Origin of the sequence: Nitrospira defluvii (assembly GCF_905220995.1) — a bacterium.
GTDB lineage: Bacteria > Nitrospirota > Nitrospiria > Nitrospirales > Nitrospiraceae > Nitrospira_A > Nitrospira_A defluvii_C.
Genome location: NZ_CAJNBJ010000017.1, coordinates 70520 through 83294 on the forward strand (window position 1 = coordinate 70520; position 12775 = coordinate 83294).

The window sequence follows — 12775 nt, forward strand, 5'->3', positions numbered from 1 at the left end:
GCTTGATGTGGAAAGCCTGTTGATGTGGACGTGCGACGCTGGGGAGCGGTCATGATGGTCCGAGGGGTGGTGTAAGAGGAGATGCCAGTGTTTCGTGTGGGAATGAAAGCGTTGTCGCAGCAAGCTGCTCTGGTATTTGCCGGGAAAATGACCGGGGCATGTCTCGGGTTCGTAATGAGCCTGGTCGTCGCGCGTGTGATGGGCCCGGAGGATTTTGGGTTGTTTTCTTTGTTCATCGTGATTCTTATTTTTGGCAATGATGTACTCGGGGACGGGCTGAGTCCAGGAGTCGTCAAGTTCTATTCGATGTATCGAGTGACGGATCCGCCCAAGGCCGCAGAGGTGCTGACCAACGCACTCGCGCTACGGATACTGCTCGGTCTTCCGATTGTGGTGATTGGAGTGATCTTGGGCATGGGGTATTCCCGAGTGATGTTTGGCAACCAGTCTCATGTATTGCCCGTGACGTTGGGCCTCATAGGGTCATTCGGCGCGGCCCTGTGGAGTTTCAATCTCTCGGTGTGGCAGGCGCGAGAGGAGTTTCGGACGTACGGGGTCATGGTTGCGCTGGTGAACGTGTTGAGAGTGATCAGCCTGCCAGTATTGTTTGTCGGCGGCTCGCTCACCTTAGGCGGAATCATCGGAGCCCATGTGTTGGTCTATTTTATGTGCGCTCTGTTCGGTCTCTGGATGTTGCGTAGCCATTTGGCCCAATTGTCTCTCAGTAGTTCGTTATTGCGGGAACTCTTTCGTTTCAGTAAGTGGCCCGCCATAGCCAGTCTGTGTTTCATCCTGCAAGTCAATCTTGGCGTGCCAGTCTTGGGGTATTTTCGAGACGCCCGTGAAGCCGGTCTCTATGGGGCGGGTTCCTCACTCCTGATGGGAGTCGATTTTCTTACGGTCAGCCTGTTGACCACGCTGTTGCCAAAGGTCAGCCAGCTGAACGGTCTTGAACAGTGTCGATCATACGTGCAGCGCTCGTTTCCGGTGTACATGCTCATTGCCGCCCTGCTGCTTCCTTTAATGCTGTTCTCCAGGACGTTGGTCGTCGGAATATTTGGTCCTGCCTACGAGGGGACGGTTGAGGTGTTTCGAATCTTGTTTGTCGGCACGTTGGCCACGTTGGTCACACATCCTCTGTATTTGGTGCTTTATACGATGAATCGACCGCACCTGCACACGTTGTCGGGAATTGTGGCATTAGCGGTTTGGGTAGTGGCCGCCTTGTGGTTGATCCCACAATCCGGCTCCCTCGGAGCTGCTTGGACGACGCTGATTTCACGCCTTGTGCAGTCGGTGATGATCATTGGGACTCTTTGGTTTGCCTTGGGGTTTAGTCGATCTGCCTCGATGGCCGTGCCGTCGGTCGCTACGGATGCAAGAAAGTCATGAAACGAGCAGGGGCTTCCTACATCATTCCGACATTGATAGGCGGAAGCCTCGGTGCCTCCGTGCTGGCGCTCTCGGCAAAAGCCTTGGCCCTCGTGATTGCCGGTAGTGCCTTTCTCGGCATGACCGCGTCGGCAGTCTTTCCGTACTACATCCTTGTGAGCACCATTCCTGTGCAAGTCGATTTGCTCGGAGGAGTAACGGTTACGAAACTGATCACTCCCCTGGCCATAGGATTGGTCACGGTGAATGCGTTGATTCGCCGAGGGCCTTGGCCGGCGCTACTGCGCTGGCCTGCGGGGTATCTGGCCGGAGTGTTCTTCCTGATGTCGGTAGTCTCCTTGATGCTTGCTGAAGGACTACGTGGTTTACCCGGTGAGGCAGCAAAAATTCCTGTTTATGGGGCGCTCTTCTATCTCACGCTCACTTTTAATCGATCCCCTGAGGATATACGACGGCTTCTTTGGGTCATCACTATCACTGGCGTGGGGGAGGCACTCATTACTGCGGCCCAGGTCCACTACGGCTTCGTCATGCCTGGCGATTGGCGACGTAACATCGGGCTCCCGGGCGAGGGAGGTGTCGATGGGGCGTTTATGTCCATTTCCGAGGGCAAAGTCCGCGCGGAGGGGACCACTGCTCATCCGATCTTTCTCGCAAGTTTTTTTCTGATGGCGATGCCGTGCGCGACATTCCTCCTATTTACCGAGAAGCATCTCTGGATCAAGGTCGCGCTGGGAGTAGCGCTCTGCCTGATGGGGTATGCCTGGTTTTACACCTTTGCGAGAAGCTCGGTCATAGGGTTTGCCCTGCTGATCTTAGTCGCCCTGTGGTTTCAATCGAAACTCATCCGAAAGATGACGGTGCTTCTTCTCGTGCTGATGCTGGCGGGTGGACTTAGTTACCAGGTCGTCTCGGAATGGTTTCAGGTCGGAGTCCAGACCGTCGAGAATCAGAGCCTATTCGGAAAAGCCGATCTGAACGAGGGAAGCGGGAGCTTCGCATTCCGGCGTGAATCAATCGTCGGCGGTTGGAATCTGTTTTTGGCAAACCCGTGGTTTGGGGTGGGCTTCGGACAGGCCATCAATCACTACGTCAAACATCTGCCTGCCTGGGCCGATCACTACTATCACCCTGCCGTCATTCACAATATGTTCCTGGAGGTCGCCAGCGAGCTCGGGGTGTTTTCCCTATTTTCATTCATAGGCTTATGGGTGTGGGCGTTCGTGAGCATTAAGCAGGGACTCAACAATCCCGAGGTCAGGCCGTATGCCGTGCTAGTCGGCAGTTTGCTCGCTGGGCAAATGATCTTTCTCATGATCACACCGATGGTTCGCGAAATTTGGTTGACCTTGCCGATGGCCATGGCCCTCGGGTCCATGGCACAAAATGACACAAGCAATGGGATCGCGGCATCGTTGCGACCGGTACGCAGTCGTCAGCCAGTATGGTGGACGAATGATCGTGGGGCAGCCTAAATGCGCAGCGTTGGAGGCGAGAACACCATGGGCATACGAGTCACGGTCGTTATTCCGGCCTATAACGCCACGAAGACAATTCATGACGGGTTGGACGCCTTTGCGCGGCAGTCATTCCCGGCCGGCGAAGTCGAACTCATTCTTGTGGATGACGAATCGACGGATGGGACACCTGAGTATATCGAACGCTATGTCAAAGGGTGGGGCAGTTCTGAGCCGAAGGTGCGCGTGCTGCGCCAGGCTCATCGAGGCCCGGCAGCGGCGCGCAACCTCGGAGCAGAGGCGGCGCATGGAGAATTTCTCCTGTTTACCGATGCCGATTGTGTGCCGCATGTCGATTGGATCAAAGAAATGGTAGCGCCGTTCGAATCACCGGCAATTGCCGCCGTGAAGGGTGCCTACAAGACGAAGCAACGGAGCCTGGTCGCCAGGTTTGCGCAGGCGGAGTTTGAGGCCCGGTATCGTCAGCTGGCTGCGGCGGAATATGTCGATGTGGTCTTTTCCTACTCCGCGGGCTTTCGTCGGGAGGTGTTTCGTTCGATCGGCGGGTTCGATACGAGTTTCCCCGTTGCAGACAACGAAGATACCGATCTGTCGTACCGGGTTGCCACGGCCGGGTACAAGATTAAGTTCAATCCGGCGGCGGTTATTTATCATCAGCATCCTTCGACCTTGAAACAATATCTTCGCAAGAAACACAGTCGGGCCTACTGGCGAGTCATGGTGTATAAGCGGTTTCCAGGCAAAGCGATTCGTGATTCCTACACTCCGCAAACGCTGAAATTGCAGATCGGGTCCGTGGTGTTGGGTGCTGGCGCACTGGTGTTGGTACCGCTTGCGCCGTCTGCCCTCTATGTCGCCGGACTGGCCGGCGGGCTGTTTGCCGCCACGGCCCTTCCGTTTCTGTGGCAGCTTCCGCGAGAGGACCCCGGGTTGCGATTGGCTGCACCTTTTCTGCTGGTGTGCCGGGCCGCCGTTATGGCGACCGGGCTGGTACGAACCGTGCCGATGTTAGTGAGCAAGACCGATTAAGATTCATGTTACGGAGGGCAAGTCATGCAACGAATGCTTCACATGATCTGGGTAGTTTTCTTGATGGCGTGGTGTGTGGCCGGAAGTGCGCAGGCATCCGAGGCCGAACCGGTGGCGGCGCCGACGGCGGATGTGAACTGGACCGGCCCGTTCCGTTTAGGTGCGGGCGACGTGCTGAATGTCTTTATCTGGAAGCACAAAGAACTGTCGACTATCGTCACCGTTCGTCCTGACGGAAAGATCAACTATCCGTTGATCGGCGAGATCGAGGCGAAGGGGCTTACGTTGGGCGAGATCGAGGAACGCATTAACAAGCAGCTTAAGCAGCATATCCAGGATCCGCAGGTCACGGTGATCCTGGAGGCGACGCATAGTTTTCGCATCTTTGTCCTGGGTGAAGTAATGCAGCCTGGGGTATTCGATTTGAAGGGACCGGTGACCGTCATCCAAGCGTTGGCGATGGCTCGCGGCCTCACCACGTTTGCCTCCCGGAATAAGATTTTTATCGTCAATCCCGGGCGCAGCGGAGAACAACGGATCCCGTTCAACTACAGCAAATTCGTTCAGGGTGAAGACAGCAACCAGAACGTGATGCTTCGACCTGGGGACACGGTGATCGTTCCGTAGCGGCAATGATCACACTCATGATGCCGGAACGAAAGCGACGTCACGTGTCACAGAGCATGCAGTCCCGGATCGCAACCGTGGGGCTCGGGGACAGGCAGGGCATCGACCTGAAGCGCGGGAGAAGACTTGCCGGGGCGACCTGCCGCTGGTTGCGGCTTTCGATGGCTGGGATGGTAGCCATGGCCGCATGGCCATGGCTGGCTCAGCCGATCGTATCGGCTCAGGAACCGGACAACGAGGAGTTTGTTCGGCCGAAACGAGAGTTCGGCGAGCTGCCGTCCTGGCAGAATCAGATGGGGTATGAGCGCATGCCGGTCTCGGAAAAGTTACTGCTGGGGGTCCCGACACGCCGGGAGGGGTTCACCCCACGTCTGACCGTGACGGAGCAGTATACGGACAACGTGTTCTTCACCGCACAGAACCGCGGGACGGACTACATTACCAAAATTGCACCGGGATTGGGGTACACCACATCAGGGCGGGATGGCCAGCTGACGGCGGAGTATTCCATCGAGTCACGCGTCTATGCGAAGAACACGAACCAAAATTCTGCCGTTTCGCGGCAGAATGGAGAGCTGTTAGGACTGTGGAATGTAACCGATCGGACCACGTTGACGATGTTTGAGCGGTTCGAATCGTTTCAGGATCCGACTGAGCAAATGACACCGGGCGTGATGGGTGCATTCGGGCGAACGTCAATCAACCTCGCTGCATTGATGGTGCGTCATCGACTGACCCCGTCGGTTGATCTGTTGACCAACTATGCCAATTTTCTGTGGTCCACCGATGCTCCGGGTGCCATTAACAGTATGACTCACGAAGGGGAGGTCGGGGCAAGAGTACGGGAAACGCAGTGGAGTCGTACCACGGTGAAGTACCGGTTTCGCTTCTTCGATTTCCAGCAGGGGCACGATTTTCAGTCACATTCCGCGCTGGTCGCGCAGGAACTCGATCTATCGGAAACGTTGGTCGTGAGTGGAACGATCGGTGCGGTTCGCGTGGAACCCAAACCCTCCACAGTCGAGGTGCTTGCACAGGCCTCCATCAAAAAATCGATCGGCGATGCCTTGTACGAAATCAGTTATATGCGGGACGTATTTCCTCCGTCCGGAGGATTGAGTCAACCGCTCGTCGGAGATTTTATCCGTGCTTCGACCAAGATTCGCCTTGCGAATGACTTTCTGTTCGATGCCGGCTTGACGTGGATTTTGACAAGCACCAGATCGGACGATCTGACCGTGCATACACTGAAGTGGAATGTCGGCATTTCGTACAGCCCGGCGTCCTGGCTAGTGACACGATTGGGGTATGACATGTTCGACCAGCGAGAAGACATTTTGGGGACCTCTGCAAACCGTCTTGCTAACACAGTGAACCTACGCTTGATCGCGACGTTCTGACCGGGCGTCGTGGAACGATCGGTGCGAGTCACCATGTACAACAGAAAGCGACAGTAACAAATGGGCACAGCGACCGATGGATTGCGCATCCTGTTCATCGCACCGGCTCCCAGGGCCGGCACCGTGCAATATACCCATAATTTGGCCAATGCTCTGGCAGACCGTGGGCATCAAGTGACCCTTGCGACCGGACTAGGCTTCGAACTGTCGGATTATCCACGAAGCTACCAGGCGCTCGAGGTGTTTGATCGATACCGGCCCAGACCCGGCAGGCTTGCGAAATTGCTTTGGCATTGTCTGACGTTCCGCCCCCAGATTATTCACCTGCAGGGGGCTCAACATCCGGCTCTCTATATCCTTTTGTGGGCGATGTTGCGGCTCTTGGGAAGCGCCTCGTTCGTCTATACCCCGCAGGATGTGCTGCCCAATTCGCTTCGGCCCTATCACATCAAGGCGTTTCGCTTTCTCTATGGAAGAATGCGGCACGTGTTCCTGAACGCCAAACAGAATGAGCCGCTGGTGGTCGAGCACTTCGGTGTGTCCCGTGAACGGATCACCGTGCTTCCCATCGCCGACTTGACGGCGTTTGTGCGAACGCATGTCGCGCGGGAGTCACCGAACCTTCCAGGCGGCGCCCAAGTCGTGCTCTGCTTCGGTTTGATCGAGCCGAGAAAAGGCATCCATACCCTGCTCGCTGCCGCACCGAATGTGCTTCGAGAGGTCCCGAATGCAATGATTGTGATCGTCGGAAAGCCGCTGATGGATATCGCGCCCTTGCAGCATCAACTGGAGGAATTGGGGATGCAGGAGCGAGTACGGCTGGTGCCGGAGTATGTCAGTTTTAGCCAAATGGCAGGGTACTTCACCGCCGCCAAGTTCCTTGTCCTTCCCTATGAGAATGGATGGAACAGCGGGGTTCTGGCCTCGGCGTTCGGTTTCGGAAAACCGGTGATTGCCACGCGGGTGGGAGGTTTTGATGAAGTCGTGACCGATGAGTCTACGGGACTGCTCGTGCCTCCCAAAGATGCCGAGATGCTGGCAAAGGCGATGGTGCGACTGCTTCGGGATGAGGGGCTGTATGCACGGATGTGTGTGAACGTCCGTGCCGCGGCAAGCGAGATTTCCTGGGAGACCATCGCCGGTCTGACTGAGAGTTGTTATGCGGATGTCCTCAGGACGGGAGCTGATTGTGCAGTATCGCAGGCTCGGTAATACAGATCTGACCCCCTCCCTACTGGGCTTCGGGTGCTCCATGATCGCCTCCCTGGCGACCCGCCATTCACGTGGCGAAGTCGAAGCGACGCTTCGTGCGGCAAGGGATTCGGGTATTACATTTTTTGATACGGCAGACGTGTATGGACAAGGCGATAGCGAGCGACTGCTTGGGCGTGTCCACCGGGACCATGGCGACGGAATGATTCTCTGCACTAAGGCAGGTTTAACGGTCGGCTCGGTGGAGAGCCTTGTCCGCATGGCCAAGCCGGTGCTGAATCTGCTGCTGCGACGGTGGTCGACCGCACGTGAGGTGACGACAGGCACGCGACGCCGGCAGGAGCGTCAGTGCTTCAATCCCGACTATCTGCGTCGCCGGATAGAGGGGAGTGTGCAGCGCCTGGGCGTGGATCGTCTCGATCTCTTCCTCTTGCACAATCCTCCGACTGACCTTCCGCAGCGCGATGGGGTGTTCGAATTGCTCTTGCGTTTGAAGGCAGAGGGTACGCTGCGTCACGTTGGAGTCTCCTGCCGTTCATTGGAGGATGCCGACTCATGGATCGGACAATCCGGTGTCGCCTGCGTGCAGGTTCCACTCGACTGCACGCGCGTTGACGCGGCGCTGCCGATCTTGGAACGCGCAGGTGCGCTGGGCGTTGGAGTCATCGCGCGTGAAATTTTCTCTCATGATGCCTTGGCCGGCCGGTCCGTCCCCGATGCATTCCGACCGATCGTTGAACGTCCGGAGATCGGTGTGATGTTGGCGGGTATGGGCTGTAGGACACATTTGCACGAAAATCTCGCTGGGATCGATGAAGCGCTAAGGTGTGTGCATGTTGCTTGACGCGAACACAGTCTCCGAGGGGCACACGTTGTCGGCCGACATCTGCATCGTGGGTGCTGGGGCCGCCGGTATCACTCTAGCTATGGAACTCCGGGCAACCGGACAGCGGATCATCCTGCTCGAAGCCGGTGGGAAGACGCGGGCCGGCGAGAGCCAGTCGCTGTATCAAGGAGCTCTCAACGATTCGATCCGCCACGTTCCTCTGGATCAGGCTCGGTATCGCCAACTGGGAGGCACCACCTCGCTGTGGGGTGGGCGGTGTATTCCTTTTGATTCTCTCGACTTTGATCGACGTGAATGGGTGCCGCACAGCGGCTGGCCGTTTCCGCAGAAAGACATGCACGACTACTATCGTCGCGCGCATGTCTACTGTGAGTGCGGGGAGTACGATTATCAAGTAGCCACGGCGCTTCCCGGTGCACATCCTTCGATGTTGCCGAGCTTTGAAGACGGGGTGGTCTGCACCTCAGGCATTGAGCGGTGGAGCCCGCCGACGCAATTCGGCAAAGCGTATCGAGCGGATCTCGCTGGAGCGGAACAGGTGCGCGTCATGCTTCACGCACCGGTGGTCGAATTGCAGGCTTCGTCGGACGGCACCCGCATCGAGTCCGTCCAAGTGGCAACGTTCGCAGGCCGGCGTTTTCAGGTCCGCGCACGAATCATCGTACTCGCAGGGGGCGGGTTGGAAACCACGCGCCTGTTGCTGGCTTCTCGACGCGTATATCGGGATGGCATCGGGAACCATTCGGATTGGCTGGGGCGCGGGTATATGTCGCACATTCACGGGGTGATTGCGAGCATCACGCTTACGGCTGGGCAAGAGGTGATGTTCGGATATGAAGCGGATCCACAGGGTGTCTTCTGCCGTCGACGGATCGGCTTTTCCGAGGCCGCTCAGCGGCGTCATGAGCTGTTGAATCTCTACATGTTATTGGATCGGCCGCTGCTCGGTGACCCTGACCACGGTAATGCGGTGCTGTCGGCCACCTTTTTGCTGAAACGGCTGTTGGGTGGAAGACAGCAGGAGGAGCTGGGGACAGGTAAGTATGCGCTGTACTGGCGGCATCTGAAGAACATCCTGATGGGGTCACCTCAGGCTCTGTCGGTGTTACCCAAATTCGGGCGGAAACGACTCCTTCAGAGGCGGCGTATTCCCTCTCTGCTCATGCGGTCACGGTCGAATACGTATTACCTGTATTTTCAGAGCGAGCAAATTCCTCATCGTGACAATCGTGTGACGCTGGACGACGTGCAGGATGAATTGGGCATGCCGCGGTTGCGGCTCAACTTTCAGGTGACCGAGCAGGATCGAGCGAGCGTGCAGCGTGCGCACAAGCTTCTCGACGAAGAACTTCGCAGGCAAGATTGCGGCTACCTGACATATCTTGGAGACGATGTGTCGCAATTGATGGGGGACGTGAAGGCCGTACTCGGACATCACATCGGAACCACACGGATGTCGGCCGATCCTTCACTGGGGGTGGTCGACGAACAAGGTCGAGTGCATGGCATCGCCAATCTATTCGTTGCCAGTAGTTCGGTGTTTCCCACGTCCAGTCACGCGAATCCGACCTTGACGATCGTCGCCATGGCCCTGCGCGTCGCGGATCATCTGAAGGGGACACATTCGGGCCTCATGTGAGACGGAGAACTTATTGTCGCGGGAAAGGGGAGCACCATGTATTGGAAAAACAAACGCGTACTTATCACCGGAGGGGCTGGACAAATCGGGTCTCATCTCGTGGCCCGTCTTGCTGCCGAGGGCGCCCAGGTGACGGTCGCGGACAATCTCTGGCGGGGCAAGAAATCGAACCTGCTCGCCGAGGACGGTGTGCCGGTGATTGATCTGGAGCACCGGTTTCTTGAACTGGATCTTGCGGATTATCGGAACTGCGAACGAGCGACGGAAGGGCAGGATGTGGTCTATCACCTGGCCGATGTGGTCGCCGGCATCAACTATGTGTTCGGCAACCAATTTTCGTTGTTTAACGCCAATCTGATCATTGACTCCAATATGTTACGGGCGGCCATTGCGAATCATGCCTCGTCCTACGTGTATGTCGGGACTGCCTGCAGTTATCCCGCTGAACGTCAGAGCAAATTGAATCCGCCGCCCTTCAAAGAAGACGATGTCTATCCCGCCTCACCGGAATCCTCCTATGGGTGGAGCAAACTGATGGGTGAAATGGGCTGCGATTTGGCCAGAAAGGAGAAGTTGCTCGACATCGGTATTCTCCGTTTCCACAACGTATATGGCCCGCACTGCGAGATGTCGCCTGAAAAGTCGCAGGTCATTCCTTCTCTCATTCGCAAAGCCATTCGATATCCGGATGAAGAATTCGTGGTGTGGGGTTCGGGAAAACAGCGTCGGGCATTCGTCTTCGTGAGCGATATTGTGGATGCGCTGGTGTCCGTTGCCACAAAGGGCATGAATCGAGGCGTCATCCAAATCGGACCCGATTACAGCACGTCCATCAAGGAAATTGCGGAGCGGGTCTGTGCGATTTCCGGTAAGCAGATCGATATTCGGTTCGACACAAGCAAGCCGGAAGGCGATGTCGATCGGGCGGCAGATTGGACGAGGGCGCGCACCCTCCTTGATTGGTCGCCCAAGACGAGTATTCAAGAGGGACTTGAGCAGACCTACGCGTGGTGTGAGCGACAGATCCTACAAGGCGTGGGACGAGGATAGGGAGACGACTGGGGTTGCAGGCAGCGCTGATCGTCGTGCTGTCTGTGTCCGTGCCGTCAGCGCAGTCAGTCGGAGTATTCAGGTTGTAACAGCGGAGTGAGGCAACACCGTGAAAAAGGCATTGATTACCGGCATCAGCGGACAGGATGGATCGTATCTCGCAGAGCTGTTGTTGTCGAAGGGATATGAAGTGCATGGCATCATCCGGCGCTCCAGTTCCTTCAATACCGCCCGGATCGACGCGATCTATCAGGATCCGCACGTCGCTGAACCGAGGTTACGTCTGGTCTACGGAGATCTGAACGATGCGAGTTCACTGAATAAAATTCTACGCACGATTCAACCGGATGAGATTTACAACTTGGGTGCGCAGAGCCATGTGCGCGTGAGCTTCGATGTCCCCGAATATACCGCGGAGGTCACAGCATTGGGGACGGTTCGCCTATTGGAAGCGATTCGTGAATCAGGCATTCACCCGAAGTTTTATCAGGCCTCGTCGAGTGAAATGTTCGGCATGGTGCAGGAAATTCCCCAACGGGAGAGCACACCCTTTTATCCACGTAGTCCGTATGGGGCAGCCAAGGTCTATGCCCATTGGATTACAGTCAACTATCGCGAGGCCTACAATCTTTTTGCCTGTAGCGGCATTTTGTTTAATCATGAGTCGCCTCGACGGGGAGAGACTTTTGTCACCCGGAAAATCACTCGCGCTGCCGCTCGTATCAAATTGGGCGTTCAGCACGAGTTATTCCTTGGAAATCTCGATGCCAAGCGGGACTGGGGATTCGCCGGCGATTACGTCACGGCGATGTGGATGATGCTGCAAGCCGAGCAACCGGACGACTACGTGATTGCCACGGGTGAAACGCATACGGTACGCGAATTTCTGGAGCAGACCTTCAGTTATCTCGATTTAGACTGGAAGCGGTATGTGAAAATCGATCCACGCTACTATCGACCCACCGAAGTGGACCTGCTGATCGGGGATGCGTCGAAGGCCAAGCGGGTGTTGGGCTGGGAACCCAAAGTGTCTTTCGGTGAATTGATCAGAATGATGGTCGAGGCCGATCTTCACGTCGAGCGGGCAATTCTCAATGGTACGAGGGGAGCCCGATAAGGATGTCTTATTGGCGCGACAAACGAGTCGTCGTGACTGGTGGATCAGGTTTCCTGGGCTCGGTGGTTGTGGCTCAGCTTCGGCGGCAGGGGTGTCGTACCATCATTCTCGTCCCGAGAAGTCGAGACTATGACCTTGTTGATATCGGGGCTGTCCGGCGAATGTATGCAGACACGACACCGGATTTGGTTCTGCACCTCGCGGCTAGGGTGGGTGGGATCGGAGCGAATCAAACCCATGCCGGCCGGTTCTTTTACGACAATCTCATGATGGGCACGCAGTTGATCGAGGTTGGCCGTCAGCGAGGTCTGGAGAAACTCGTGGCCGTCGGTACGATTTGCTCCTATCCGAAACATACGCCCGTGCCGTTTCGCGAAGAGGATCTGTGGGCCGGTTATCCGGAGGAAACCAACGCACCATATGGCCTAGCCAAGAAAATGATGCTGGTCCAGGCCCAGGCGTACCGGCAACAGTATGGCTTCAACGCCGTCGTCCTGTTTCCGGTGAACCTCTATGGTCCCGGGGACAATTTTGACATGGAGACGTCGCATGTCATTCCCGCCTTAATCAGAAAATGCGTGGAAGCGAAGGAGCGGGGGGATGATCGGGTCGTCCTATGGGGAGATGGGTCACCCTCACGCGAGTTTCTGCATGTGGATGACGCGGCGCGCGCGATTGTGCTTGCCGCCGAACACTACAACGGCAGTGAGCCGGTCAATGTCGGCACGGGGCATGAGATCACGATTCAGACGCTTGCTGAGCTGATCGCCGAGGCAGTGGGGTTTTCCGGCCGAATTGTATGGGATGCCTCAAAGCCAAATGGACAGCCGCGACGGTGCCTTGAGGTGAGTAGAGCCAAACGCCTGTTCGGCTTCGAGGCGTCGGTGGCGTTTGTCGACGGGATCCGGCAAACCGTCTCTTGGTTTCAAGCCAATAGGCGGAGTATCCGTGAAGTTGTCTTCTGACTCTGCATGCCTCCTCTCA

Annotated in this window: 11 protein-coding genes; all 11 read left to right on the forward strand. The window is 56.7% G+C overall.

The features are described from left to right. Nucleotides 1-87 precede the first annotated feature (87 nt). On the forward strand, nucleotides 88-1392 hold the full coding sequence (locus KJA79_RS15440) for an oligosaccharide flippase family protein (RefSeq protein WP_213042962.1): 1305 nt from the start codon (nucleotides 88-90) through the stop codon (nucleotides 1390-1392). Then, the gene (locus KJA79_RS15445) at nucleotides 1389-2867 is read left to right on the forward strand and encodes an O-antigen ligase family protein (RefSeq protein WP_213042963.1); all 1479 of its coding nucleotides are present in this window, start codon (nucleotides 1389-1391) and stop codon (nucleotides 2865-2867) included. The genes KJA79_RS15440 and KJA79_RS15445 overlap by 4 nt, the downstream gene beginning before the upstream one ends. 27 nt (nucleotides 2868-2894) lie before the next feature. Continuing rightward, complete coding sequence (locus KJA79_RS15450) at nucleotides 2895-3899, forward strand: glycosyltransferase (protein WP_213042964.1); 1005 nt, start codon at nucleotides 2895-2897, stop codon at nucleotides 3897-3899. A 42-nt stretch (nucleotides 3900-3941) separates the two neighbouring features. Further along, nucleotides 3942-4526 (forward strand): polysaccharide biosynthesis/export family protein, encoded by a 585-nt coding sequence (locus tag KJA79_RS15455; protein WP_213042965.1) that lies wholly within the window; start codon nucleotides 3942-3944, stop codon nucleotides 4524-4526. Nucleotides 4527-4543: 17 nt separating this feature from the next. Beyond that, on the forward strand, nucleotides 4544-5926 hold the full coding sequence (locus tag KJA79_RS15460) for a porin family protein (RefSeq protein WP_213042966.1): 1383 nt from the start codon (nucleotides 4544-4546) through the stop codon (nucleotides 5924-5926). 60 nt (nucleotides 5927-5986) lie between these two features. Then, entirely contained in the window at nucleotides 5987-7138 is a 1152-nt protein-coding gene (locus tag KJA79_RS15465) for a glycosyltransferase family 4 protein (RefSeq protein ID WP_213042967.1), read from the forward strand. Further along, nucleotides 7092-7982: an aldo/keto reductase gene (locus tag KJA79_RS15470; RefSeq protein ID WP_281412705.1), complete on the forward strand. Its 891-nt coding sequence runs from the start codon at nucleotides 7092-7094 to the stop codon at nucleotides 7980-7982. The genes KJA79_RS15465 and KJA79_RS15470 overlap by 47 nt, the downstream gene beginning before the upstream one ends. Next, on the forward strand, nucleotides 7972-9624 hold the full coding sequence (locus KJA79_RS15475) for an FAD-dependent oxidoreductase (protein WP_213042969.1): 1653 nt from the start codon (nucleotides 7972-7974) through the stop codon (nucleotides 9622-9624). The genes KJA79_RS15470 and KJA79_RS15475 overlap by 11 nt, the downstream gene beginning before the upstream one ends. 36 nt (nucleotides 9625-9660) lie before the next feature. Continuing rightward, nucleotides 9661-10674: an NAD-dependent epimerase/dehydratase family protein gene (locus KJA79_RS15480; RefSeq protein WP_213042970.1), complete on the forward strand. Its 1014-nt coding sequence runs from the start codon at nucleotides 9661-9663 to the stop codon at nucleotides 10672-10674. A 109-nt stretch (nucleotides 10675-10783) separates the two neighbouring features. Beyond that, nucleotides 10784-11791: a GDP-mannose 4,6-dehydratase gene (gene gmd, locus KJA79_RS15485; protein ID WP_213042971.1), complete on the forward strand. Its 1008-nt coding sequence runs from the start codon at nucleotides 10784-10786 to the stop codon at nucleotides 11789-11791. A gap of 2 nt (nucleotides 11792-11793) precedes the next feature. After that, a complete protein-coding gene (locus tag KJA79_RS15490; RefSeq protein ID WP_213042972.1) occupies nucleotides 11794-12756 on the forward strand; it encodes a GDP-L-fucose synthase family protein in 963 nt (320 codons plus the stop codon). The last annotated feature ends 19 nt before the right edge of the window (nucleotides 12757-12775 follow it).

Coding starts and splice junctions, on each gene's coding strand:
- KJA79_RS15445 (WP_213042963.1), top strand. CDS start 1,389: ATGAAACGAGCAGGGGCTTCCTACATCATTCCGACATTGATAGGCGGA.
- KJA79_RS15450 (WP_213042964.1), top strand. CDS start 2,895: ATGGGCATACGAGTCACGGTCGTTATTCCGGCCTATAACGCCACGAAG.
- KJA79_RS15455 (WP_213042965.1), top strand. CDS start 3,942: ATGATCTGGGTAGTTTTCTTGATGGCGTGGTGTGTGGCCGGAAGTGCG.
- KJA79_RS15460 (WP_213042966.1), top strand. CDS start 4,544: ATGATGCCGGAACGAAAGCGACGTCACGTGTCACAGAGCATGCAGTCC.
- KJA79_RS15465 (WP_213042967.1), top strand. CDS start 5,987: ATGGGCACAGCGACCGATGGATTGCGCATCCTGTTCATCGCACCGGCT.
- KJA79_RS15470 (WP_281412705.1), top strand. CDS start 7,092: ATGTCCTCAGGACGGGAGCTGATTGTGCAGTATCGCAGGCTCGGTAAT.
- KJA79_RS15475 (WP_213042969.1), top strand. CDS start 7,972: ATGTTGCTTGACGCGAACACAGTCTCCGAGGGGCACACGTTGTCGGCC.
- KJA79_RS15480 (WP_213042970.1), top strand. CDS start 9,661: ATGTATTGGAAAAACAAACGCGTACTTATCACCGGAGGGGCTGGACAA.
- KJA79_RS15490 (WP_213042972.1), top strand. CDS start 11,794: ATGTCTTATTGGCGCGACAAACGAGTCGTCGTGACTGGTGGATCAGGT.